Origin of the sequence: Brucella haematophila, from assembly GCF_005938105.1 — a bacterium.
Taxonomy (GTDB): Bacteria; Pseudomonadota; Alphaproteobacteria; order Rhizobiales; family Rhizobiaceae; genus Brucella; species Brucella haematophila.
In genome coordinates this window covers 445,175-469,940 of the sequence record NZ_VCPE01000003.1, presented here as the reverse complement: position 1 = coordinate 469,940, position 24,766 = coordinate 445,175, and the positions used below count along the sequence as shown (strand labels likewise).

Sequence of the window (24,766 nt, the reverse complement as noted above, 5' to 3'; positions counted from 1 at the left end):
TCACCGCTTTTCGGAAGTGCGCTGCTCGGTCCGCAAGCGCAGCGTACCTATGACGCAATTTCTTTTATGCGGTCGACATGCGGCAAACTGGGCGGTCAGAAAACAGCCGCCAAGTCTTGTTTTAGAATCTCACCGCAAAGCTTGCCTTAACGCCGTGCTGCTGCGCTTTTTCCGCGAGCTGTCCTTGATAATAAAGGCCGAATGATGCCGATAGTGAGAGGCTCATGTCCAGCCCGGCCTCAACCAAGGCGGCTTCTTGTGCGATGGTCGTGCCAGCCACTGAAAAAGCGTCACCGCCTGTGAAGGCCAGCGCAGAGGCGGGCGTCACGTCGCCGAACGCATGGCGCCAACCCAATGTTCCACGTGTTGCAACCTTCGTGTCGCCAACCAGAAACGCACTCGAAGCCCTCAGTCCAAGCGTCGTGAAGCTCGTTTCCGTTGTCTCGTCACCAGCATGAAGCGCAGCAGCCAGACCATTTTCCTCAAAGCTGTCGGTTCGCAAGCTCACATAAACAAGATTGGCAAACGGCTCAAAGGCTACAGCATTTGCATCAAACCGGTAGCCGAGGTCGCCAAACGCCTGAAACGTGCCAGCATGATAAGAGCTGTCCGTATGATCCGAGAAACCGGGGAAAGAAACTGAGCGGTTGAAATCCATCTCATGCCACGTATAGGCAAGACCAGTTCTGATACCCAATGCGCCGGGGCCTCTATCGAAACTCGTACCGCTATAAAGGCCGAGATGGTAATTATCGCTGTCTGCGGAAGATGACCGCGCATCAACCTTTACGCTGGTATGGCTGTAACCAGCCATGATACCGAGACGCCACGCATCAAGCACTGGGGCATCCGCACCAAACAGGAAACCGCCCGTAGAATGGTTCAGCTTTGCGGCATTGCCATTGCCGTCATGGTCGCTCCAAGCACCAAAACCTTGCCCCCAGACAGCCAAGCCCTCACTTTTAAATGCTGCTTCGTCGCTCTGACCGGCGGATACGACGGCCATGGTTGGTGACGCCTCGTCGCTGAAAGCGTAACGCATACGGTTGATGGCCGCATCCCGCACAAAATGACTGTCCTCAATCAGTGCTGTTTTCGCCGAGGCGTGAATTTCCCCAGAAAGCTGATCGAATGCGTTGCGCGCGCTATCTTCGTCAGGGAGTGCAGTAACAGCGGCGTAGGCGGAATTATCACCACCGACGCTTTCAAGCCCTCCGCCGGTCGCACACTGATTTGCAGAATGAGCTACATCGCAGAAAGAGACGGCATTGCGCGTCGCATCGATATAGACATGCGTTGGATCATAAGCGAGCGCCAGGTCAACGAAGGGCATATTCTGATCAAGCGCATCGAATGTTCCGTTAACACCATTATCCGCGTTGATAATGGTCCAACGGCTGTCGGGTGTATAAACGCCAGCGGCTTTCAAAGCGTAGACCGTTCCACCGTTAATCGCGGCCGTTCCAGTTATATTCAACAGATCGCTTTGCAGTGAGGGGTTGATCTCCGCCTGAAAATTCGATCCCGCGTCGAAGATAATATCCCCATCGATCGTCAATGTGCCAATGGAATTGCCGGGTGCAAGTGTGCCGCCAGAGGCTATTGTCACTAACGACCCCGCTCCGGAGCCGACCGTGCCATGACCACCCAGCGTGCCGCTGTTTTCCACATTGAACGTACCGCCCAACACCGCAGCCGACATGCTGCTCTGCGAACCGATAATCAATCCGCCGGCAAGAATCTCGGTCGTACCGGCGAAAGAGGCACTATCACCATCATAGACAAGCTTGCCTTGTCCCGCCTTCACGAAGGTTCCGGTCCCGCTCAGCGTACCCGCATAGGATGCATCCCCTACCTGATCAAAGGTAAATGAAGCTAGAGCACCAATTTGCGCATTCCCTCCGAAGCGTTCCGCAGCCGTGACAAGACCACCAGCATCGATCGACCAGTTCAGCGAAGAGGTGCCGCCAAGGGAGAGATTACCCGAGCCCTGCTTGACCATCGTACCGGATGAACCATTGAGACCGCTTATATTCCCGGCAAAGCTCGCATCGGTAACCTGATCGAAGACTACGATGCCTGAGTTGCCGATGTTGCCGGAAATCGATTGTGCATCACCGATCAGACGACCAGAAACCACCAAACTGTTGCCATAACCATTCTCTGCAACCAGCCGTAAATCACCGTCGCCGATTTTAATCAGGTTCCCTGCGCCCGTGACAGCGCCGGTGACAACAAACCCCGTGTTCGCTGCAACGTCGAAACCGCCGTCTCCGTTCAATCTGATCGCACGTGCAGTTTGCATACTGCCTGTTGTTGCAAGCGTTCCGCCATTAAAGGAAATCGCGCCACCATCGCCAAGAGCGGCGTCATTGGCAACAGACACGGCTCCATCAAGAAGATTTGTTCCCCCACTATAGGTATTGTTACCCGTCAACACGAGCGTGCCCACGCCAACCTTGGTCAAACTGGAGCCAGTACCATCGGTCAGCACCGAGTCTATCCTGGTAGTAACGCCTGCCGACACATTGATCGTGCCTCCGGCTGCAACTCCAAACTCCAGTGTACCGCCGTCGAGCACATAACCATCAGTGTTGAATTGCAGCGTATCGAAACTTTGACTTCCAGCAATGGTGACTGTCCCAGCGGCACCTTGAAAAACACCGACCGAACCCAGCCAGATCGAGTTGAAGCCTCCCGGACCGGGGGTGCCTGTCCAATTGGTGCCATCGCTCGACCAAACTCCCGAACCACCATTGCCATTGCCATGTACGTCCGAACCACCCCAGAATCCCATATTCTGGCTCGAACCGACCACCGCAAGATTAACCTGAGTCGGCGTATCGGATGGGCTGCTATAAACAACACCTTCTGCACCCGTTACCGATGGAGCCGAAATAGCTACCGTATTGAAACTGCCGCTAATCGTTCCGCCACCCGTGACATCAAACAGGCGGTAATATCCCGCAGAAGCAACGTTGGCTGTCAACGTGCCGCCGAGCTGCAGATTACCGGACGCACCCAAGCCATTGAGTATAATATGATCATTCGTGGCACCGCCAACGATGCCGGGCGTATTTAACTCGAATATTGTATTGGAACCGCTGTTCAACGACAGCGACTGAACGGTCAGCGTTCCTGGACTGTTGCCCGCTGAAAGTGTTCCTCCCGAAGCAACAGTTACCGCGCCTCCGATCGTTCCGGAACCACCAAGTAACGCACCGTTACCCACAGAAACCGTCGGAGAGGTGATTGAACCGATTACGATCAGCGAACCGCCGTTCAGTGTTGTTGGCCCTATATAGGTATTGTCTCCCGTGATTGTGGTGATTCCGAACGACGTTACCAAGGCGGTCGTTCCGCCCAAGCCGCTGATGGATCCACCGAAAGACGTAATCGCTCCGGTCAGATTGCCATCGGTGAGCATACCGCCAACGAGCGAAACCGTATTGATCGCTTGGTCGACCCCACCCAAACTCAATATACCCCCGGCATTGATCGTAACGGCGCTGGTTGCACTGAAGGCTTGAGCACCACCGCCGTGCAAAGTGCCACCATTAATGGTGGTCGCCCCGGAAAACGTATTGACCCCAGAAAGCGTGGTGGCTCCAGACGACACAGTGAGCGCGGTTGCTCCATCCAGTTCGCTGATCGATCCACCGAATGACAGAACAGTTCCAACGACAGAACCATCTGTCAATGTTCCACCTCTCAATGCGATGTTGTTCGATGTCTGGGCGACACCGCCAAGATCCAGTGTGCCCGTGGTCGCAACGGTTATATTGCTGCTGCTACTCAACGCATTTGTATTGCCTGCGAGGAGTGTTCCACCATTGACGGTTGTCGTACCAGTATAGGTATTTGATCCTGAAAGCTTAGTTGTTCCAGATGATAAATCTATTGATGCTGCGCCACCCAGTTGAGCAATCGTTCCACCCGATGAATCTACTGAACCTGCCAGCGCGCCATTTCTCAAAATGCCGCCTGAGAGTGAGATATCGTCAATAGCTTCAGCATACCCGCCGAAATCCAATATACCATACATATTGATCGTTGTGACGCTGGTCTTGCTTAACCTATTTGCTCCATCCGCCTGCAAAACACCGCTATCGATAACAGTATCACCGGTATAGGTGTTTGCTCCAGACAGAATTACTGCGTTGGCCCCGGTTTTGATAAGTCCGCCGTCACCTGAAAGCGCTCCGGAAAGCGTATATTCATTGGTGCCACCGGCGGTTAATCCGCCCACGCCAAGCGTGATATCGTTACCGATGTTAAGGCCCGCAGCCGAAGCACGGAGAGCAACGCCATTGCTGGCCGTAATCGACGCAGTACCAAATGCAGAACCATTATCGATTAGGACCGCGCCCCCACTCAAGTCAACGGTTGATACGCCCGTTGCGCCACTCAGGGTCCAGATTCCTTCGAGAACGTTCAGTTTACTAAAATTTATATAATTGGAGAGATTAAGCGAGCCAGTAGAAGGACCGATAATTTCCTTATCGAGTTGTAATGTATTGGCGCCCCCAAAACCTCCATCAACAATCCCCGCCGGGGCGAAACTCAGATTGTAGCCGATAACTCCAAGAGAATTTCCAATCGCCCCAATACCGGCTGTAACGCTGGAGCCAGTATAAGCCGTAAACAGATTTTTACTATCAGCGCCAAGAGACACGCCACCAATAATGTTACCCGAATTGTGGAAGCTGTTGCCAAGACCGGAAATGCCGGAAGCCTCAAATGCAACTCTGCCGTTGATGGTGCCGGAATTGGCAAAAGCGATCTGACCACCACCATAAACCGCGACGGCTGGGCTGTCGCCTGACGCAACGGTTACGCCGGCGAGTGCTGTAGTCGAGATAACTCCGGTATTCGTAATATTGGTTGTGCCTCCAGCGCCATTTTGGACTGCAAGCGCCATCCCAGTCAAACCGGCAAGATTGAATCCCAATAACCCAACCGTGCCTCCAAGTGTTCCGTGGTTCGTGACATTGACATCACTGGCAGAAGCATTACCAACTACCGTGCCTGAACTTAGGACACTCAGTAGACCGAGGAGTGATGGATTGATCGTTCCCGAATTATTCAACGAAACGTTATCACCGGTCAGTGAGAATGCCGTGCCGCCAACCCCTAGAAGCACACCAAATGATGCGGTACTGTCTACGTTCACAGTTATATTGTTCGCTGCTGCGGTATAGCTCGGCGCAAGAGGATTGGCTGGATTGGAGCAGGCAACCGTCGCCCCCGCAGTAGGAATGCCAGGCGCACACGTCGCTTCAGCTTCCTGACCACAGAAAATCGTTAAAATCAGCGCCAGAGCCGAACTCGTGAAAAAGTTCACTCGACGCGACCGAAATGCAACGACCGCAACCTTCAAAATGCCCCCTCGCTCAACAGAACGCTGAGCTTCATTATTCCACTCGCAACTGATCAGACACTTCAACAACTATCGATTGCAGACAATACTCGAAGAAAAGCCCGGCAGGTCGAGTGACCCCGAGGCAAAAGCACGGTCATATTCATAACGCCATGTCAATGCATTCTATACAGATTTCACAATATTCTTATTAGAATGCACCATTACAGAACATATATTTGGACCTGCAAGTTACGCATCCTTATTGGATCGAAATTCGGTCCGTAGCGATCAGAGCAATAATAATTCCAATTTTATGGCTTCCGCCCGATGCAAAGCTCTGTAGCAACCTAATTCATATGCTCATTTTCAGGGATATCTGAGCTGATTTACTCAAAAAGCCTTTGCCGGTTCCTCAACCAGCATGTAGACCCGGCGCTTCCTGCCCCGTGCTCTCAACATATTCGGTATAGCCACCACCATATTGCTGAATTCCATCCGGAGTGAGTTCCAGCACACGATTGGAAAGCGCCGCCAAGAAACGACGATCATGCGATACGAAAAGCATCGTGCCTTCATAAGATGAAAGCGCTTTGATGAGCATTTCCTTGGTATCGAGATCGAGATGGTTCGTCGGCTCATCGAGCACGAGGAAGTTTGGTGGATCAAACAGCATAGCAGCCATAACCAGGCGGGCTTTTTCGCCACCGGAAAGCACGCGGCATTTCTTTTCGATATCATCGCCGGAAAAGCCGAAGCAGCCAGCAAGAGCGCGCAACGGCGCCTGCCCAGCCTTTGGAAAGCGCTGCTCCAACCATTCAAGAATGGTGCTGTCACCGTCGAGAATATCCATCGCGTGCTGCGCAAAATAGCCGAGCTTCACGCTGGCGCCGAGGTTAACAATGCCCTGATCAGGCTCTGTCGCACCGGTGACAAGCTTAAGCAGCGTCGATTTACCCGCACCATTGACGCCCATAATGCACCAGCGCTCACGGCGGCGGACCATGAAATCCAGACCATCATAGATTGTGCGACTGCCATAGGCCTTGTTGACGCCCTTGAGGCTGACCACATCTTCGCCAGAACGTGGCGCTGGCAAGAAGTCAAAAGCCACAGTCTGACGGCGACGCGGAGGCTCCACACGATCAATTTTTTCGAGCTTCTTCACACGGCTCTGCACCTGCGATGCATGGGACGCGCGCGCCTTGAAGCGTTCAATGAACTTGATTTCCTTGGCCAGCATTGCCTGCTGACGCTCAAACTGGGCCTGTTGCTGCTTCTCGTTCAGCGCGCGCTGGCTTTCATAGAATGCGTAATCGCCAGCATAGGAGTTCAGCGAGCCGCCATCGATTTCGATAATCTTGGTCACGATGCGGTTCATGAACTCGCGATCATGCGATGTCATCAGCAAGGCGCCATCGTAATTCTTGAGGAAGGCTTCAAGCCAGATCAGGCTTTCAAGATCAAGATGGTTGCTCGGTTCGTCGAGCAGCATTACATCGGGCCGCATGAGCAGAATACGGGCAAGCGCAACGCGCATTTTCCAGCCGCCAGACAATTTGCCGACGTCACCGTCCATCATTTCCTGACTGAAGCTTAGACCGGCGAGCACTTCGCGTGCTCGTCCATCCAGCCCGTAACCGTCAAGTTCTTCATAGCGGGCCTGAACCTCACCATAGCGTTCGATGATGGCGTCCATCTCATCGAGACGATCAGGATCGCACATTGCCGCTTCAAGCTCGCGCAGCTCTGCCGCCACAACACTGACGGGTCCTGCCCCATCCATGACTTCGGCAACAGCCGAACGCCCACCCATTTCACCAACATTCTGGTCGAAATAGCCAACCGTTACGCCTTTTTCGACGGTGACCTGGCCCTCATCCGGCAATTCATCGCCGATGATCATCCGGAAAAGCGTTGTCTTGCCAGCACCATTCGGCCCGACGAGGCCGATCTTCTCGCCACGGTTCAACGCGGCGGAAGTTTCGATAAATAGAATGCGATGGCTATTCGACTTGCTGATATTGTCGATACGGATCATGAGTGTGAAGGCCTTGTGATAAGTTGGCCTCCCTATGGCATGCCTTGCTCGCGCTGTCACGCGGCATGGTTACTCAGCGACCGGATCAGATCGTCATCAAAGACCATTACATATGCGGCTTTGTAGAAATCGGTACTGTTATGACGTCCGAAACAGGTTCAAAGCAGCATATTGCAGAAGCATGATCGTCTTGCCGTCCCGGATTGTGCCGGAAGCAATCATGCTCAATGCCTCGTCGATATCGACTTCGAGCACTGCAATATCTTCGCCTTCGTCTTCCTTGCCGCCGCCCTGTGAAACGCGATCTCCTGGCTCATATTCTCCAACGAAAAAGTGGAGCCGTTCCGTCACCGACCCGGGGCTCATGAAGGCATCGAAAACCTGCCGCACATCACGTACGCGAAAGCCCGTTTCCTCTTCCGTTTCCGCACGAATGCGCACAGCCGGTTCCGCATTATCCAGCAACCCTGCGGGCGCCTCGATCAGGAGATCGTCGTGCCCGTTCACGAAAGCTGGATATCGAAACTGACGGGTGAGAATGACAGTTCTGCGATGCGGATCGTAGAGGAGAATGGTTGCGCCGTTACCACGGTCGTAGGTTTCTCGCGACTGGCTCTGCCAACTTCCGTCGGCCCGCTGGAATGAAAACGTCGTTTTCTTGAGAACATACCAGTCGTTGGAGAGAAGGGTGACGTCTTCCACCCGAACACGATGCGCAATACTCACAATAACCTCCACACAGACACAATAAATGGCTAGCCGCCGCCAGATTGACGTGTTATTCGTGCAATCTCATGCAGAGTCAAGGATTTTCGTGCAATGAGCGATAGATATGCTGACGACTGAACGGAAGGCCTTGATACTTGAGGTGCTGCGCCGCGATGGTCGAATAGTCGCCAAAACATTCAGCCGGGAATTAGGCGTTTCGGAAGACACAATTCGCCGCGACTTGCGCGAACTTGCCGGCGAAGGTCATCTCTTGCGGGTGCATGGCGGAGCCTTGCCCGCGTCAGCAGCCACTGCGGATTTTGCAACACGTGAGGACGCTGCTTCGGCTGCCAAGCCAATGCTTGGCAGCATTGCGGCTCGACTGATCCGGCCCGGTCAGATCGTCTTCCTCGATGGCGGCACAACAAACATGCAACTGGCCCGCCAATTGCCACTCGACCTCAAGGCAACCATTGTCACACATAGTCCCAATATTGCCGTTGAGCTGACACGTCATCCGCTCATTGAAGTCGAGTTGATTGGCGGCCGCTTGTTCAAACATTCCATCGTTACGGTTGGCTCAGTGGCCGCTGAAGCAATCTCCCGGGTTCGGACAGATGCCTATTTCATGGGTGTGACGGGCCTGCATCCAGAAACCGGCGCGACCACCGGGGACGGCGAAGAAGCCGCCATCAAAAGGCTGATCGCCCGCCAGTCCGCGGAAACCATCGTATTGGCGACCCGTGAGAAACTTGGTGTCGCGTCGCCTTATCACGTCATACCCTTGGCAGAAATCACTACTCTTGTGACCGAGCCGAATCTGCCGCAAGAGATGCTGCGTCCCTTCAAATCCCAATCAATTGATATTGTTCAGCTTTGATGGATGGCATTGCCGGGCGTACCGCTACGATAACACCTCGAGTGATTTCGCGAGTTCGGAAACAAGCGGCGATGGGTCATTGGCCGTATATATCCCAAATTCAGCCACCGGCGCTGAGGGAAGATTGTATCGTCCATTTATAGTCTCGCAATCGGGCGGCACCGCTTCAGAAAATAACACGCCAACCCCCAGCCCGCCCCGCAGTGCCGATAACATGGCAGGCAGGCTTTTCACGCGACAGCCGACGGTCCAGGCAATGCCCGCTTCGGCGAGGGATGCGACCATTCGATCCTGCCAGGAACAGGATGTCTCAAAGAGGACAACAGGAAGCGGACCCGTCTCGTCCACGTCGAGCAATCGGCTCGCACACCAGACCAGCTGATAAGATAGGAAACTCATCGGCGGCTGGGCAAACCGGGCTGGATCCGCAACGACGATGTCGGTCTGCCCTTCGTCAAAGGATCGCGCAAGCTGCGCCGAATTGGATGAACTCAGTTCAATGTCGACCGACGGATGTTTCTGCCTGAACTGGGCAATTGCGCCCGGAAGTCGCGTGACCGCCAGATCTTCAAAGAGACCCAGCCGAATACGGCCGACCAGCTTCTTATCGACCAATCCGCGCTGCATATCCTCGGTCAAAGCAATGACCCTGCGCGCATAAGCCAAAAAGGCTTCTCCCGCTTCGGTCAGCGAAACGCCGCGCGAGGACCGCTTGAAGAGTTCTCTGTCCAGCTCCTTCTCGATCCTCTGCAATTGCATGCTGACGGCAGCCTGCGTGCGCGCAAGACGATCAGCTGCCTTGCTCACTGTGCCTGTTTCAGCCACGGCGATGAACATTCTGAGAAGCCTGAGATCGTAACTCGCCTCCATAATGAATCCTTATACCTTACTAAGAATTATAAGAGTACACGAGGGGCGCGGCCTTTGACAATATGAAATCAGAACAAGGAAATGGAGTTTCAAATGTCCGACTATAAAGACAAACTGGCTGCTTGCGGTATCGATTGGCCCAATCTGGCCCGACCGAACCTGCCTTTCTCACCAACGACGAAAGTCGACAATTTTCTCTATGTCTCGGGCCAGATACCAGAAAAAGGCAGCGACATCGCTTATGTCGGGCAAGTCGGCAGCGAGATTGATATAGAAACCGCGCTCGAGAGCGCGAAGCTCTGCGCAGCGAATGTCATATTCTGGGCCAATGACGCGCTTGATGCTGACCTGGATCGCGTCGTCCGGCTGGCCAAGCTTACGGTCTTCATCAATGCTGTAGCGGGATTTACCGCCTATTCGCAAATCGGCAACGGCGCGTCACAGATTATGAATGCCGTCTTCGATGAACGCGGCGTGCATGCACGCTCTGCAATTGGCGTGGCGGGACTGCCAGCCAATGTGCCGGTTGAAGTCGAAGCCGTTTTCCATATTCGCTGATCAAAGGACCTGCAAATGTCCGTCGTGCATTTTAATCATAGCGGCGCTGGGTTGCCTTCTCCCGAAACCGTTCAGGTGATCGTTGACCATCTGCGTCTAGAGGCGGAACGCGGCCCGATAGAAGCTGGTGCGCTTGCATCGGCCTCCATCGGCAACACCTATCAAGCAGCGGCAACGCTCTTGGGCTGCTCGCCGCAGGATATTGCTTTTGGAACCAGTCATGGCCAGCTTTACGGTAACTTGATCGCCTCGATACCGCTTTCTCCCGGCGATAAGATACTGGTCAGCCGACAGGAATGGATTGGCAATGTTCTATGCCTGCAACGCTCTGCGGACCTGAATGGTGCATCACTTTCATTGATGGCCTCGGACGACACAAGCGCCGTCGATCCTGTAGCGCTCGGTCAAAGCCTCTCGCCGGATGTTCGCATTGTTGCCCTGACCTGGGTAGGCGCGGGAAGCGCACTGATCAACCCTGCGGCAGCGATTGGCGCAGCAATCCGGCAAGCCGGGTCATCGGCGTTTTTCATCATCGACGCCAGCCAGGCAATTGGACAGATACCAATCGATGTTACCGAGTTAGGCTGCGATGCGCTCATCGCGTGCGGGCGGAAATTTTTGCGCGGGCCGCGTGGAACGGCATTGGGGTACATTTCTCCTCGGCTTGCAGACGCAATCGTACCGCGCAGCATCGATAATGTGTCCGCTACTTTAGGCGATGGAAACGTTGTGGTGGCACAAAGCGCACGCGCTTTTGAGTTTGGTGAGGAATCTGTGGCTCTCAAGCTCGGCCTCGGGAAAGCGATCGAACAAGCACTCGACTTGGGCATGGACCGTATCCGGCTGAAGCTCGATCAAAAAGCTGCTCTACTTCGTCAGGCCCTTGCTGAACTGCCAGGTGTCAATCTGCTCGACTTGGGAGCCAACAAAGGCGCTGCCGTCACTTTTGTGATTGATGGCCTCTCATGTGGGAGCGTCAAGCAGCGTCTCGCTGATCAGGGCATCAACATCGGCATGAACGGACCGGGTTACACGCCTTACGATATGTCAATACGCGGGATCTCGGAGCTACTCCGCGCCTCCGTACATTTGAGCACCATCGATGAAGATATCGCTTTGATGGTCAAGGCCGTCAGGTCGATCAGCTGCACCCGTATTTGAGTTGGAACATCAAAATGAATGACAAAAGGCAGACAGCACTTCTTCTGGGTGGAAGCAAAGGACTTGGGTTGGGCGTCGCTGAAGCGCTAGCGAAGCAAGGTGTGAATATTGCGCTCGTTGGCAGAGACAAGGTTGCGATGCGCGCAGCGGAAGAACGCCTCGGCACATATGCGGGTTCGGTGACGTCTTTTACCAGCGATCTGACCGATCCTGCCAGTGTTTCCAGAATGATGGAGAATGTGGACAAAGCCGTTGGCAGCATCGATATCCTGCTTCTCAATGGCGGCGGTCCCGCTCCAGTGGCTGCATCTCAATATGACGAAACCTACTGGAACACGCAGATCAGAAGCATGTTTCTCAGTCAGATTGAAGTGGCCGCTCATTATTTGCCAGCAATGCGTGCGCGCCGTTTCGGCCGGATCATCGCAGTATCCTCGACAAGCATCCGTGAACCCATTCCCAATCTGGCAGCTTCCAATGCATTGAGATCAGCGCTGGCAGGGTGGGCCAAGACGCTTGCCAGCGAAGTGGCCGGAGATGGTGTAACGGTCAATGTGGTGATGCCCGGTCGGTTTGCAACCGAGCGCACCACACGGCTGGACGCGCTGGATGCCGCTGAACGCGGCGTTGATCCAGCCGTTATCGCAGCCGAAAGTCAAAGAGAAATTCCGGTCGGACGTTACGGCACGCCGGAAGAATTCGGCGAGGTCGTTGCGTTCCTGGCCAGCAAGGCGGCAAGCTACATCAATGGTGTGGCACTACCGATTGACGGCGGCCTGAGCCGCTCGATGATCTGACACTCGTGAAGATGCTGCAGAGATTTTGCGCCTCGAACAATGCGCAAAATCCCTGCAAATATCATATCGGCGAGTGCCAGTTGCTTAATGGTGCTGCAGTATCTCGCCGAGAAAGGTCCGCGTGCGCGCATGTGCCGGTGCCCGAAAGAAGGTTTCAGGGTCATTTTCCTCGATGATCTCACCATCAGCCATAAAGATGACCCGGTCCGCCACCTGACGTGCAAAGCCCATCTCATGTGTCACGCAGATCATGGTCATGCCGTCACGCGCGAGCGACACCATTGTATCTAGAACTTCCTTGACCATTTCCGGATCCAGAGCCGAAGTTGGCTCGTCAAACAACATGGCTTTTGGTTCCATACAAAGTGCCCGCGCAATAGCAACGCGCTGCTGCTGGCCACCAGAAAGCTGTGCCGGATATTTTTCGGCCTGATCGCCGATACGCACGCGGTCAAGATATTTACGCGCCGTCGCCTCCGCTTCAGCACGTGACAGCTTGCGCACACGCATCGGTGCGAGGATACAGTTTTCCAGAACGGTTTTATGCGGGAACAGGTTGAACTGCTGAAAGACCATGCCAACTTCACGGCGTACCGCGTCGATGGCCTTCTGGTCTTCCTTGACGGCGTGACCGGCAACAACAATCTCGCCGCCCTGGCTGGCTTCCAAACGGTTGATACAACGGATCAAGGTGGATTTACCTGACCCCGAGGGACCGCACAGGACAATCTTTTCACCCTTGCCTACTGTCAGGGAAACCTTCTTCAAGGCGTAAAAATTGCCGTACCACTTCTCCACGTCGCGCATCATGATCATCGGCTGCGCATCTGACTTGTTCTCATTTGCCACGAGAAGTTTTCCTTTCTTATCTGGAGAGGCCAGCGGCCATGCGTCGTTCAATACGCCTGCCCCACAAGGAGAGCGGCCAGCACATGGCGAAATACATCGCCCCTACGACACCGAACACGAGAAGCGGCCGGTAGATCTGGTTAGAGATAATCGAACCGGCACGGGTCAGTTCGATGAAACCGACAATCGCGGCCAGCGATGTACCCTTCAGAAGCTGGACAAGAAAGCCAACGGTAGCCGGCAAAGATAGTTTAAAGGCTTGTGGCATGATGACATCAACCATCAGGCTGTAGCGATGAAGCCCAAGCGCATCGGCCGCCTCGGTCTGTCCCTTCGGAACGGCTTCAATCGCGCCGCGCCAGATTTCACCCAAAAAGGCAGAGGCATGTGCGGCAAGTGCTATGCCCACAGCCGCCCAGGCAGGTAGATCAAAACCAAGGAGCGGCAGGCCGAAATAGGCAACGAAGAGCTGCATCAGCAAAGGCGTGCCCTGAAAGAGGCCAATCCAGCCGATTGCAATAGCCCGAACCCATGCGAGTTTCGATACCCGCATCAAGGCAATGATGATGCCCGAAACGATACCGCCCGCAAAGGCCATGGCCGTCAGGACGAGCGTCCAGCCAAGCCCCTGCAGCAAATAGGTGAGTTCTTGCAGTCCCATAAGTCGTCCTCCTCAACGCTGCGGATAGCTGAAAGCGCGTCGGCCGATGGCGGCAAGCGACCACATCGTCACCAGCGAGATCACCAGATAAATGCCCGTCAGCGTGAAATAGGTCTCAAAACTGCGAAATGTTTCCGCTTCAATGCGCTGTCCGGCAGAGGTCAGCTCATAGGCGGAAATTGAAGTGCAGATTGCGGTCGTGAGCGTGAGCAAAATGAACTGGCTTGACAGCGATGGATATATCGCCCTTAGCGCCGGTTTGAGAACGATGAGACGGAACACTTCGTGCCGGTGAAGACCGAGCGCCAGCCCGGCTTCCGTCTGGCCTTTCGGAATGCTTTCGACCCCACCACGGATAATCTCAATGGCGTATGCGCCGCCGTTCAACCCAAGCGCAAGAATGGCCGTAAGCGTTGGATTCAACGTTATGCCTGCAAGAGGCAACGCAAAGAAGACGAAGTAAATCTGGACCAGAAACGGCGTATTGCGGATCACCTCGACGAAGGCGGTGACCAGAAAAGACGGGATCGCCATATGTGCGCGCAAGATCGCAACCCCTACGACGCCGATGATGGTGGCGAGTGCCATGCCAACGACGGCCAGGAATAGGGTTCCCAGCGTCCCATACACCAGTGAGGGCCAGGCGTCCGCGACGACGCTGAAATCAAGTGTCATATTCTATCCTCCTCCAGCATGGCACTCAGTCCCAATCCGGTTCCCATTCGAAACTGGAAAAGCGCTCGCCGCGTGCAAGTGCGTGGATCGCCGCCATGTCTTCCGCCGACAGTTCGAAGTCGAAAATATCCCGGTTGGACTTCATGTTTTCTGGCTTGGCGGAACGTGGAATGGCGCCGACATTGTCCTGCTGTAGATGCCAGCGCAAAGTAATCTGGCCCGCAGACTTTCCGTACTTCCGCCCAAGCTGAACAAGGACATCCGAGCTGAAAACCTTGCCCCGCGCTATCGGCTGATAGGCATTTAGAAGCATGTCCGCCCGACGCATACGCGTGAGAAGCTTCTCTTGTGACAGATACGGATGATACTCGACCTGATTGCAGAACAGCTCAGCTTTATGCACATCAAGCGCTTCGTCCAGAAGTGCGACCGTAAAATTGCTGACGCCGATCAGACGGGTCTTACCGCTCGCTTTTGCTTCTGCGAAAGCGGCCAGGGTTTCGCCGAGAGGAACCGTCTTGCTTGGCCAGTGCACCAGAAGCAGATCGACATAATCAAAGCCAAGCCGTTCCAGACTTTCATCCACGCGCCGGGCGACTGTCTCTGGATCAAGCTCGGTAAACCATATCTTCGTCGTGACGAACAGCTCACTACGGGCCACGCCGCTCTCACGAACAGCGCGTCCTACCTCAGCTTCGTTGCCATAACGGATGGCCGTATCGATCTGGCGATAGCCAAGCTCAATTGCCGTGCGGATTGCAACTTCGCCTTCCGGCCCTTTCAGTTCGAACGTGCCCAGTCCGAGGCTGGGAATCTTCACACCCTGAATGGTTTTGGTTTCAAGGCTTTTCACGCTACAACCTCCCCGGTCACTTTTGCCAGTACGTCATTTGATGCTATCAGCGCGCGTCTCGCCCATTCGGTGGCAGACAGACCTCGCGACTGACGATCATTTGGGATTTCGACCGCAACCGGAATATCCGCCGGCAGCGCTTCGAACATGCCAGCGAGATCCAGTTCGCCTTCACCGGGCAGAAGCCGCTCGTGCCGCGCGGCATAGTTCAACTCGTCTCGACTTTCCGGGATTTCGGCGGGAGCATCGCAAATCTGCGCATAGTGCAGCCACTTGCGCGGCACTGCGGCAATTTCTTCAATAGTCGAGCGCGAACGCGAAACGTGCAGCGTATCAATGATAACACCCTGGTTCGGCTGGTCAGCCGCAGTCAACACACGGGTCGCCGCGGCGAGATCGCGGAGTTCGGATTGGGGCATGAATTCCAGGTCCATCGAAAGACCGAAAGGACGTGCGGCCTCGCAAAGCTTCACGAATGAGTGGGTCAGCCGAACCTCGTCAGCATCATCCCCTGCAACGAGAATGGCGCGAGCACCCAATTGCGCCGAACAATCCAGAAACGGCAAATACGGCTCAGGATCAAATTCCGGTCCAATACGGATCATCTCAATGTCGAAGACCTCAACGCCCTTGTCTTCCATAAGGTTGAGAAGTGCTTTCACACGAGCCGGCTCATCCATCAGCGCATAAGCCAGGCCACCCGGGACAGCTGGCATCAGGCGAAAGCCGAGATAATCGTAACCTGCCTCCGCTGCCGCCAGCACAGCTTCTTCCGGCGCGACGCCAAGCCCGGTCAGGAACGAGAGTGATGTCTTTCTGCGGGTCATGCGGCTACCCCGACGGCATTCAGCATCTCCGCAAGCGTGACAGTTCGGTCTTCACGTCCCGCAACATCGACTGCAAGGGTTGCTGCAAGGGTCGACATGCCATCACGCGCCGTAATCAACGGTTTGGCATTTCCATGGATCACATCAACGAAATGATCAAGCTGGTTCACATAGGTCAACGACCCATCACCCGGCCGGTATTCGCGGATCAGCGGATGCTGCCAGTGATCGCTTTCCTCTGCATGCCGCCACAGATACATATCGGAAACGGACAATGCCGCCTTGCGTCCGGCGAGGAAGAGGCAAGGTCCGGGTTGCGCTGGATGATAGAGTGCTTGACCCGACGTGTATTCCCAGGCCCACGGACTGACGGCACCATCGGAAATCAGGAACGTACCAAGCACACCATTTACAAAGCGGATTGAAATGCTTGCAGTGTCTTCCACTTCGAAGCCACGACGCGCCGACGAAGTAAAAGCGCGAATGCTCTCGATCTCGCCCACCAGATAACGCAGCACATCAATGTCATGGATCAGATTGATCAGTAGAACACCGCCACCGAGCTTCCGCCGCCATTCTGTATTGAAATAATCATCCGGCTTATCAAACAAGGTCATGCCATTCACGGCAACAAGGGGACCGAGTTCGCCAGCCTCAATGGCACGCTTTGCCGAACGGATATCCGGGCTGTGACGCCGCTGATGGCCAACAAGCACGGCAACACCTGAACGTTCGGAAGCCTCGACAATCCGGCTGGCCGATGCCAGGCTTTCAGCGATCGGTTTTTCGATCAGGCAAGGTACTCCGCGCTCGATGCAAGCCAGAGCTGCCGGTGCATGCAACTGGTTCGGCAAGGCGATGATTGCACCATCCAGCTTTGCCTGATCGAGCATCGCGCCATAGTCAGAAAAATGCGGCACTGAAAGTCTGGCCGCCATTTCCGCGGCTGCGGGCGTCGGATCGCAGATGGCGGCGATTTCTGCGCGCCGGTTCGAAGTCAGAAGTTCTGCGTGTTCGCGGCCAATCAGGCCAGCCCCCATAAGACCAATGCGTGTCATGCCGTCATCTCCGTCATTGCTCTGAGCGCAAGCCGATAGCCCTTCGCCCCAAAGCCTGCCATCACCGCCGTTGCCGTTCTGGATACGAGCGACTTGTGATAGATTTCTTCGCGCTGATGCACGTTGGAAATGTGCAGCTCGATCTTGGGTCCATTGAACATCTTGAGTGCATCAAGAATGGCAATTGACGTGAACGTATAGGCAGCCGGATTGATGATGATCCCCACCGCTTCCTGACGTGCGGCATGAATGGATTCTATAATCTCACCTTCGAAGTTCGACTGGCGAAATTCAATCGCCACACCAAGCTCTGCAGCATCCGTCTCCAACCAGGAACGAATTTCATCGAGCGTCGTTCGACCGTAGATTTCCGGCTCACGCTGGCCGAGCAGATTGAGGTTGGGACCATTCAAAATGAAGATTTTACGCATGTTCAGACTTTCCGTGGAAGACGAAGGGCGCGACTGCGCAATCGTGGCCGCGCACCCCGTTTCATCATGCAGTATTGGAAATGTGGTCGATGTTATTCGACGGTGTAGGACACACCTTCAAGCTTCTCCGGGAAGTTCGGAAGCTTGTCTTCGCCGAGCCACTTCTTGTTGATCACCTCAAGGCGACCATCGGCCTTGATCTTGTCGATGAACTGGTTCAGCCAGGCGTTGATTTCCTTGTCGCCAAGCTTGGTCGTTACACCCATCCACTGCTCGTTGAAGACCAGTTTCTGCTCGTAGTCATTACCCGGCGCGGCCTTATCCAGATTGATCTTATAGGTCGTGTTGCCACCGATGGCGTCAACCTGGCCAGATACCAGCGCCTGCATCGTGGAGCTGTCATCGTCAAAGCGACGAATATTGCTAACATCACCTAGAAGTCCCGTGATCGCCTTGTCCTGCGCCGCACCGCGCGGCACGCCTATGCGAAGGCTTTTGGCATCTTCAATCTTGGTGATGTTGTTTTTGGCACTCGACAAAAGAATGATCTTCAGGCCGGCATAGGGCTTGGTAAACTGGACAGCTTTGGCGCGGTCCGGATACATACCCATTACGGCCATCTGCAAGTCGACCTTACCGGTCAAAAGGTTTGGAATGCGCGCAGCGACAGCATTGGGCACGAACTCAACCTTGACGCCCATTTCTTCGCCGATCAGTTTCGCAACATCGATATCATAACCAATGTTGTTTCCGGCGGAGTCGATTGAACCCCACGGGGCCTGCTCGCCCATGACGCCTATACGGACGACGCCTGCACTTTTGATTTTCTCCAGAGCCTGCGCGTGGGCTGCAGAAGCTCCGAGCACCATCGCTGCGCCTGCAAAAAGCGCCAGTGCTGCGTTACGAAATGAGAAATTGCTCGGCATTAATAGTCCTCCTCAAGGTTTGTGCCGTGTTGTCCAGACTGCGACTCCTCTTCGCGATCCGAACCTTGTATTCATTTTTTAATTAACCAACCGGTTGGTTGATGTCAATCCATGTGTTATGCCTAACCGCAGATCAACGACTTACGCTCTAGCTGCTGCCCAATGCCTGCCAATGTGGTAAGAGGACAGCCAGTCCGAGGAATCCAAATGACGAATGCCGATACGATGCCAACACAGAACACGCTCGATCCCGGAATTGACCCTGGACAGAGATCGCCGGAGAAACGCAGGCGCCTGCTGCTTGAATCCGCGATAGCGGAGTTTTCCACCCATGGAATCGGCGGCGCTCGGGTGGACCGCATCGCACAACGGGCGAACTCCAACAAGGCAATGGTTTATCATTACTTCGGCAGCAAGGAGGAACTCTACCTTGCAGCGATGGAGCACTTATATGTGGGCATCCGTTCCGCAGAAGAACAGTTGCACCTTGATCCTGCCGATCCCATTGGGGCGATGAAAGCGCTGATCTCTTTCACCTTCCGCTATTACATCGACAATCCAGCCTTCGTACGGATGATCAACACGGAGAACCTGCACGGCGCTGTCCATTTGCAGGCGGCGGCAGACATGGAGGGGCTCAACAGCGCCATCGTCAACAGAGTATCGACGATTATCGAGAGCGGTGTCGCGAAAGGTCTTTTCCGCCATGTGGATCCGCTTGATCTCTATATCTCCATCTCGGCGCTTGGTTTCACCTATGTCTCCAACCGGCATACGCTGAAGGTACTCTTCGGTCGCGAACTTCTTGCAGAAGATGCTATCGATGCCCGCTTGCAGACGATGACCGAGATGATCCTGCGATTTATCGCCGTTGATGAACATCAGATCATCCCCTCCATTGAGCGGTAATGCGCAATGGTCTGTGCTATTCCGTCACGAAGCGACGTGACGGGAATGGCTCCAAGCAAACGCTCATTGTCGGTCTCAGCGATATTCGGCGCCATCGGCACAGGGTCACCAGAAAAATCGATTTCGGCACCGGGTATTTCTGACCGGATAGCCCGGATGACATCAGACAGGTCCTTGCATGCCCCACCCAATGAAAAGGCATGCGCACCATCGTAAGATCGTGTTGCCGCCGCCGCAAATGCCGCCGCCACATCGGCAACGAAAACCATATCCTGCGGCCCGGAATAGCCAATCGTATAAGCATTGCCGCGAACGGCCTCTCGACAGGCAAGTGTTGGGCCTGCGGTAAGCCCGCTTTCCCTGCCCGGCCCATAAACAACGGTCGGACGCAGGCCGATACTGGCAATGCCAGCATCGTACCAATAGGCTCGTGCACTTCCTTCGCATGCGAGTTTGAAAGCACCATATTGCGAAACAGGATGCGGCGTCATTCCGTCGTCAGGGCCAAAGACTGCGGCGCTGCTGGCATAGGCCACCCGCTCGATCCCGTTTGCTTTGGCTGCTTCGAAGACATTCAGCGTACCAATCAGATTGACGGTCGCTCCCAGCACCGGATCGTTCTTGCACGCAGGTGTTAGAAGCGCAGCAAGGTGTACGATAGAGGCGCAGTCCTTGGCAGCCGCCTTTACCGCCTCTGCGTCTGTGATATCGCCTTGATACCACTCTACATGCTCAGCCTCACTGCCGACGATTTCCCGGAGAATGCGTCGATCACTGGTACGGTCGAAGATGCGCACATCGTGACCTTGAGCCTTCAGCGCCTTGAGAATCCATCCGCCCAGAAAACCTGCCCCGCCCGTGATGAGAACCCGCGTCATGCTGCCCCCTTCATGTCGTCTGCGGTCAAAGAGAACGCAGCATCGTAGATATTGCTGATGGGGGAAGACAGAACACCGCTTTCTGTTGCCAGCCGTTCAATCTGCGGCAACGCCGCATGAAGTCCCGGATTTGATGCTCCTTCGATAAGAACCACCACATCGAAGCCGCCTTCATTCATTTCAGCGCGCAACTCGGTTTCCTTGGTACGAACGCTGGAAACCTCACTGCGGGCGATACCGATATGAACGCAAGCAACACCGGGTACGGCAAGCATCTGGTCGGCAAGCGCTTGCGCCTTTGTCCTCAGCCCTTCCTCTCCTTCGCTGGCCGAAAGGTCGAACCGAACCGTCGCCATGCAGCCGCCGTCGCCATTACCGGCAGTCACCAGTCTTTCGCAGGCAACGCGCAAAAAGTTGCGAAAACTGGGAGCGACCGCGGCGGTCCAAGGTGTCGGATTGTTCAAACGTTCGAGATAAGCGGGCGAGCGAAAAGTTTCCACGGTTTCACCCGCGTAAATCGTGCCGAAGACATATCGTGCCGCCGCAGGCGCGTGGAGCCGTTTGCCGGTTCCAAAACCAGGGATCGAGAGACGCTCGGGCATATGTTCCCGAGTATGCCATTCGATATATTCCTCATGTGCACCATCTTCGATGTCGTGCCAGATCGCCAGAAAGGCAGAGCCCTTCAGTCCCATATTCTTCTCCTCCATTCTGCTTGCCCCGCGTCCTCTCCGCTTGACAAGTCGGTCGTTTCCGACCCATTTAGGCTACTAGAATGTTAGTATTCTACTAATGTCAAGCCCAAGATTGGCTCGCGGAAGAGCCAGCGTCGAGCGTCACATCCACATTGGCCGTGGAAACGGCCTGAATATCAGGGAGGAAAGCCATTATGGCAGATCAGGAAATGCCACGCGTTGCGATCGTAACCGGAGGCGCCGGAGGACTCGGATTTCCCATTGCCGCGCGTCTTGCAGCCAAAGGGCACAAGGTCGCGCTTTGGGATATCAACCGCGAGCGCGTGGAGGAAGCCGCTGCAAAGTTGCCGGGCGCCAAGGGATATGTTGTGAATGTGATGGATGCCGCGGAGGTCGAAGCCGCGACCGCCAAGGTAGTTGCAGAGATGGGGCCGCTCGGCATTCTCGTTACCAGCGCCGGACACAATGGTCCTCTGGAGCAATTCGAAAAATATCCACATGACGGATGGCGTTTCGTCATGTCGCTCAATTTGGATGCCGTTTTCTACTGCTGCCAGTCGGCGGTGCGCGAAATGCTCAAAACCGGATATGGCCGCATTGTCAATATTGCCTCCATCGCCGGGAAAGAGGGGAACCCCAACGCGGTCGCCTATTCTGCTTCCAAAGCTGGCGTTATCGGCTTGACCAAGTCCATCGGCAAAGAGCTTGCTCCTACACAAATCCGCGTCAATTGCGTCACCCCGGCGGCAATCGAAACCGAGATGATGAACCAGCTCACGCCTGAGTTCAAAGCCTTTGTAACGGCTAAAATCCCAATCGGCAGGCTGGGTGAAGCCGACGAAGTTGCGGCACTGGTGAGCTGGCTTGCCTCGGAAGAATGCTCGTTTTCAACCGGCGCGGTCTTCGATGTTTCCGGTGGTCGTGCTACATATTGAGGCCGCAAAATGTATAAAAAACATCCTCTCTCCCTCGCCTATCTGACTGTCTTCGGCTGCCCGCCTGTCGAAAACGTCAAAATCGCGGCTTCGTGCGGTTACGACATGGTTAGTCTGCGGCTGATCGCACCGCATGGACTGGACCTCACCCATCCTATTGTTGGTCAAAAGGCGCTGATTCAAGAAATCAAGGCTGTCGCCGCAGACACAGGCGTCTCCTTTTACGACGGGGAAGTGTTTACACTGTTGCCGGAGACCGATGTCGCGTCCTGGCTTCCGGTCATCGAGACAGCCGGTGAACTGAATATGCCGGTGATGCAAATCACCTGCGAGGATTCAGACCCGTCGCGATCTTCGGACAATCTGGCCCGTATCGCCGATGCAGCCGCACAATACGATATCAAAATGGCTGTGGAATTCATGCGCTGGCGTTCAACGGCGACGATCCATGATGCAACGCGCCTTGCCGTCGCGTCAGGTCGCAAGAATGTTGGGCTGTTGATTGATGCGTTGCATCTGTTTCGGTCTGGCGGCAGTCCCGAAGATGTAGCGGCGTTACCGGAAGGGCTGGCACTCTATCTTCAACTTTGCGACGCACCGGCTGAACAGCCCATGGACAATGCTGGCTATATTGCTGAGGCACGAACCGCGCGACTGTTCCCGGGCGATGGCGGCCTGCGACTCAGGGAACTGGTGTCCGCCCTGCCTGATGATGTCGTGATCAGCGTCGAAACTCCGCACAAAGGCGACGCGGAACTTGGTTTCCTTGAACGCGCAAAACAGGGCATGGCGGCGACAAAACGCTTCCTCGACGGCATATAGGTGAAACGATGTCATGTCGCCGGGGGTGTTGCTTCGCCCCCGGCAGACGCGTACATGATTCAATTCATTGAGCTGGAATCTTATTAGGCCCAAAAAGGAAAGGGCGGCAGAAATGCATTCAAAACCGCGATCCTCGCTGGGCGCACGCGTGACTGACAGGTTGCGGCGGGCAATTATTGACGGTGAACTCGAGCTGGGGGATGCTCTGTCGGAAGACAAGCTCGCAACAGCGCTCGGCGATAGCCGCAGCCCCGTGAAGGAAGCTTTCGCTCTGCTGGAGCAACAGGGCCTGATTGACGTGCAACCGCAGAGGGGCACCTTTGTCTTTCTGCCGACCCACGAAGATACTGTGAATCTATGCGAGTTCAGAAAGACAATCGAAGTTGAAGCGGTGCGCCTGGCTATGATGCGTAGACGCAATGAAACGCTGAAAGCAATGCGCGCAGCGGCGAAAGACATGATTAAGGCCTGTGACGCTGGCGATGCTTTGCGCAGCGCCCGGGCAGACGATCATTTTCACGACGCCGCACTGGAAAACTGTGGCAATCCTTATCTGGTGAACGCCTACCATCTTGTGGCCGGCAAAGTAGCAGCCTTACGGTCGCATCGTTCGTCGCTGCCTGCCCGTAAATTTTCCAGCGCCGAGCATCTGGTCATTGTCGAGCTGCTTGAAACCGACCGGATCACCGAAGCGCTCCAACATCTTTCCACGCATATCATGTTGATGGCGGAACGTTACGGCATCGATAACGAGCCAGTGCGGGCACTCGGTGGTCGGGCGGCGCGCAGTGCCAAGCTTGATCGTATCGGGCCACTTCCGGAATAATTCAATCACGGCCAACTTCGCCAAATATCTCTCCGTGCAGCATCAATCCATTCCGCGTGTCATCGTGATCGGCACCATTTCTAGGGTCGCAGTACGGTAATCGCCTTGACTGTCACGGCTCATATGCCAAAAAGAACATAGGCAACTGAAATGGAATGCTATGAGCGCTCTTGAAAAATCGCTGACCATCATCGAGCTGCTCGCCGCTCGTCCCGCGGGTCTCTCCGTCTCAGCGATAGCCCAGCATGTCAATCAACCACCGAGCGGCGTACACCGAACGCTTAACGAATTGATTCGCCTTGGTTATGTTCGCCAGGTTCAAGATCAGGGCGATTACGCACTCACCATGAAACTTGCGGCACTTGGAGTGGGCTTTCTTGGTCGCACCGGTGTTGGAGATGTGGCCCAGCCGATATTGGACCGGTTGGCCCAAACCAGCGGTGAGTTGATTCGTCTTTCGGTGATTGATGGCGACGATCTGATCTGCGTCGCGGTGGCGCAAGGCGCAACGGGCGGCTTGCGCTACGACCCCGGACAAGAGCAGGGCGTTAATGTTCATCTTGCCACAAGCGCCGGTGGTCAGGCATGGCTTGCCTCTATGAGTGATGATGAGGCTTTGCAGCGCGTCGCGCGTCAAGGTCTTAACAATAGTAGCAAGCCGTCCGGGCCTGGGGCTCCAACCACAATCACCGAACTCCTGAAAGTGTTGGCGCAGACACGCAAGCGCGGTTATTCGGTTTCGGTCAACAGCTACATTGTCGGCATGGCTGCAATGGCCGTGCCGGTTCGCAGCAGCGGCGAGGTTATTAGTTGCCTTTCAATCGCCGGACCTGCTGTTCGCATGACACCAGAGCGCATGGCGGAACTTGCGCCGCACCTCACCAGAGCAGCAGAAGAAATCGGTCTCGCAGCAAGCGGATCGCGCTACTTTCCCGGCTTGCACAAGCGAAGCTGAGGCCCGTTCCACAACACCGAACAAGCCCCGAAATGGCAATCCATCTCGGGGCTTCTCTTGTTTCGAAGGCTCCGCATAGAGCTTAACGCAGT

23 protein-coding genes are annotated in these 24,766 nt (G+C 55.1%); 9 read left to right on the top strand and 14 right to left on the bottom strand.

Annotated features, from left to right (window positions below; all coding sequences use genetic code 11):
- Positions 1 to 121: 121 nt before the first annotated feature.
- The 3 genes from FGI60_RS07335 to FGI60_RS07325 all read right to left on the bottom strand — a co-directional run bounded on the left by FGI60_RS07335 (position 122) and on the right by FGI60_RS07325 (position 8,126).
- A complete protein-coding gene (locus FGI60_RS07335) occupies positions 122 to 5,380 on the bottom strand; it encodes an autotransporter domain-containing protein (protein ID WP_138784591.1) in 5,259 nt (1,752 codons plus the stop codon).
- A gap of 394 nt (positions 5,381 to 5,774) precedes the next feature.
- The gene (locus FGI60_RS07330; RefSeq protein ID WP_138784590.1) at positions 5,775 to 7,400 is read right to left on the bottom strand and encodes an ABC-F family ATP-binding cassette domain-containing protein; all 1,626 of its coding nucleotides are present in this window, start codon (positions 7,398 to 7,400) and stop codon (positions 5,775 to 5,777) included.
- Between the two features lie 138 nt (positions 7,401 to 7,538).
- On the bottom strand, positions 7,539 to 8,126 hold the full coding sequence (locus FGI60_RS07325) for an NUDIX domain-containing protein (RefSeq protein WP_138784589.1): 588 nt from the start codon (positions 8,124 to 8,126) through the stop codon (positions 7,539 to 7,541).
- A 106-nt stretch (positions 8,127 to 8,232) separates the two neighbouring features.
- Here FGI60_RS07325 and FGI60_RS07320 point away from each other — a divergent pair, with 106 nt between their 5' ends.
- Positions 8,233 to 8,988: a DeoR/GlpR family DNA-binding transcription regulator gene (locus FGI60_RS07320; RefSeq protein ID WP_138784588.1), complete on the top strand. Its 756-nt coding sequence runs from the start codon at positions 8,233 to 8,235 to the stop codon at positions 8,986 to 8,988.
- A gap of 24 nt (positions 8,989 to 9,012) precedes the next feature.
- Here the strand turns inward: FGI60_RS07320 and FGI60_RS07315 are convergent, their stop codons facing one another.
- Positions 9,013 to 9,858: a LysR family transcriptional regulator gene (locus FGI60_RS07315; RefSeq protein ID WP_138784587.1), complete on the bottom strand. Its 846-nt coding sequence runs from the start codon at positions 9,856 to 9,858 to the stop codon at positions 9,013 to 9,015.
- Between the two features lie 93 nt (positions 9,859 to 9,951).
- Between FGI60_RS07315 and FGI60_RS07310 the strand changes: the two genes are divergently transcribed.
- Genes FGI60_RS07310 through FGI60_RS07300 form a run of 3 tightly spaced genes read left to right on the top strand, consistent with a single transcriptional unit; the run spans position 9,952 to position 12,374 of the window.
- The gene (locus tag FGI60_RS07310) at positions 9,952 to 10,416 is read left to right on the top strand and encodes a RidA family protein (protein ID WP_171058724.1); all 465 of its coding nucleotides are present in this window, start codon (positions 9,952 to 9,954) and stop codon (positions 10,414 to 10,416) included.
- 15 nt (positions 10,417 to 10,431) lie between these two features.
- Positions 10,432 to 11,577 carry an aminotransferase class V-fold PLP-dependent enzyme gene (locus FGI60_RS07305; RefSeq protein ID WP_138784585.1) on the top strand — a complete coding sequence of 382 codons (1,146 nt, stop codon included), beginning with the start codon at positions 10,432 to 10,434 and terminating at the stop codon, positions 11,575 to 11,577.
- A gap of 14 nt (positions 11,578 to 11,591) precedes the next feature.
- Positions 11,592 to 12,374 carry an SDR family oxidoreductase gene (locus tag FGI60_RS07300; protein WP_138784584.1) on the top strand — a complete coding sequence of 261 codons (783 nt, stop codon included), beginning with the start codon at positions 11,592 to 11,594 and terminating at the stop codon, positions 12,372 to 12,374.
- Between the two features lie 84 nt (positions 12,375 to 12,458).
- Here the strand turns inward: FGI60_RS07300 and FGI60_RS07295 are convergent, their stop codons facing one another.
- From FGI60_RS07295 to FGI60_RS07260, 8 genes are all read right to left on the bottom strand, one after another.
- Positions 12,459 to 13,190: an amino acid ABC transporter ATP-binding protein gene (locus FGI60_RS07295; RefSeq protein ID WP_138784663.1), complete on the bottom strand. Its 732-nt coding sequence runs from the start codon at positions 13,188 to 13,190 to the stop codon at positions 12,459 to 12,461.
- Positions 13,191 to 13,239: 49 nt separating this feature from the next.
- The gene (locus FGI60_RS07290) at positions 13,240 to 13,884 is read right to left on the bottom strand and encodes an amino acid ABC transporter permease (protein ID WP_138784583.1); all 645 of its coding nucleotides are present in this window, start codon (positions 13,882 to 13,884) and stop codon (positions 13,240 to 13,242) included.
- A gap of 12 nt (positions 13,885 to 13,896) precedes the next feature.
- Positions 13,897 to 14,559 (bottom strand): amino acid ABC transporter permease, encoded by a 663-nt coding sequence (locus tag FGI60_RS07285; protein WP_138784582.1) that lies wholly within the window; start codon positions 14,557 to 14,559, stop codon positions 13,897 to 13,899.
- A 25-nt stretch (positions 14,560 to 14,584) separates the two neighbouring features.
- Positions 14,585 to 15,412 carry an aldo/keto reductase gene (locus tag FGI60_RS07280; RefSeq protein WP_171058723.1) on the bottom strand — a complete coding sequence of 276 codons (828 nt, stop codon included), beginning with the start codon at positions 15,410 to 15,412 and terminating at the stop codon, positions 14,585 to 14,587.
- Entirely contained in the window at positions 15,409 to 16,239 is an 831-nt protein-coding gene (locus FGI60_RS07275; protein ID WP_138784581.1) for a sugar phosphate isomerase/epimerase family protein, read from the bottom strand. Before FGI60_RS07275 ends, FGI60_RS07280 begins: the two co-directional genes overlap by 4 nt.
- A complete protein-coding gene (locus FGI60_RS07270) occupies positions 16,236 to 17,297 on the bottom strand; it encodes a Gfo/Idh/MocA family protein (RefSeq protein WP_138784580.1) in 1,062 nt (353 codons plus the stop codon). Before FGI60_RS07270 ends, FGI60_RS07275 begins: the two co-directional genes overlap by 4 nt.
- Complete coding sequence (aroQ, locus tag FGI60_RS07265; protein WP_138784579.1) at positions 17,294 to 17,728, bottom strand: type II 3-dehydroquinate dehydratase; 435 nt, start codon at positions 17,726 to 17,728, stop codon at positions 17,294 to 17,296. Before aroQ ends, FGI60_RS07270 begins: the two co-directional genes overlap by 4 nt.
- A gap of 92 nt (positions 17,729 to 17,820) precedes the next feature.
- Positions 17,821 to 18,654, bottom strand: a complete 834-nt coding sequence (locus FGI60_RS07260; RefSeq protein WP_138784578.1) for a transporter substrate-binding domain-containing protein — start codon at positions 18,652 to 18,654, stop codon at positions 17,821 to 17,823.
- Positions 18,655 to 18,861: 207 nt separating this feature from the next.
- On the opposite strand from FGI60_RS07260, the gene FGI60_RS07255 reads away from it, so the two are divergent.
- Positions 18,862 to 19,563, top strand: coding sequence for a TetR/AcrR family transcriptional regulator (locus FGI60_RS07255; protein ID WP_171058722.1), 702 nt, complete (start codon positions 18,862 to 18,864; stop codon positions 19,561 to 19,563).
- On the opposite strand, the gene FGI60_RS07250 is transcribed toward FGI60_RS07255, so the two are convergent.
- Together FGI60_RS07250 and FGI60_RS07245 are read right to left on the bottom strand one after the other, a co-directional pair.
- Positions 19,536 to 20,441: an NAD-dependent epimerase/dehydratase family protein gene (locus FGI60_RS07250; RefSeq protein ID WP_138784576.1), complete on the bottom strand. Its 906-nt coding sequence runs from the start codon at positions 20,439 to 20,441 to the stop codon at positions 19,536 to 19,538. The genes FGI60_RS07255 and FGI60_RS07250 overlap by 28 nt on opposite strands.
- On the bottom strand, positions 20,438 to 21,136 hold the full coding sequence (locus FGI60_RS07245; protein ID WP_138784575.1) for a hypothetical protein: 699 nt from the start codon (positions 21,134 to 21,136) through the stop codon (positions 20,438 to 20,440). The genes FGI60_RS07250 and FGI60_RS07245 overlap by 4 nt, the downstream gene beginning before the upstream one ends.
- Before the next feature lie 194 nt (positions 21,137 to 21,330).
- Here FGI60_RS07245 and FGI60_RS07240 point away from each other — a divergent pair, with 194 nt between their 5' ends.
- The 4 genes from FGI60_RS07240 (at position 21,331) to FGI60_RS07225 (ending at position 24,674) form a co-directional block, all read left to right on the top strand.
- Complete coding sequence (locus FGI60_RS07240) at positions 21,331 to 22,071, top strand: SDR family NAD(P)-dependent oxidoreductase (protein ID WP_138784574.1); 741 nt, start codon at positions 21,331 to 21,333, stop codon at positions 22,069 to 22,071.
- A 9-nt stretch (positions 22,072 to 22,080) separates the two neighbouring features.
- Positions 22,081 to 22,893 (top strand): sugar phosphate isomerase/epimerase family protein, encoded by an 813-nt coding sequence (locus FGI60_RS07235; RefSeq protein WP_138784573.1) that lies wholly within the window; start codon positions 22,081 to 22,083, stop codon positions 22,891 to 22,893.
- 112 nt (positions 22,894 to 23,005) lie between these two features.
- Entirely contained in the window at positions 23,006 to 23,719 is a 714-nt protein-coding gene (locus FGI60_RS07230; protein ID WP_138784572.1) for a GntR family transcriptional regulator, read from the top strand.
- A 160-nt stretch (positions 23,720 to 23,879) separates the two neighbouring features.
- On the top strand, positions 23,880 to 24,674 hold the full coding sequence (locus FGI60_RS07225; protein WP_138784571.1) for an IclR family transcriptional regulator: 795 nt from the start codon (positions 23,880 to 23,882) through the stop codon (positions 24,672 to 24,674).
- The last annotated feature ends 92 nt before the right edge of the window (positions 24,675 to 24,766 follow it).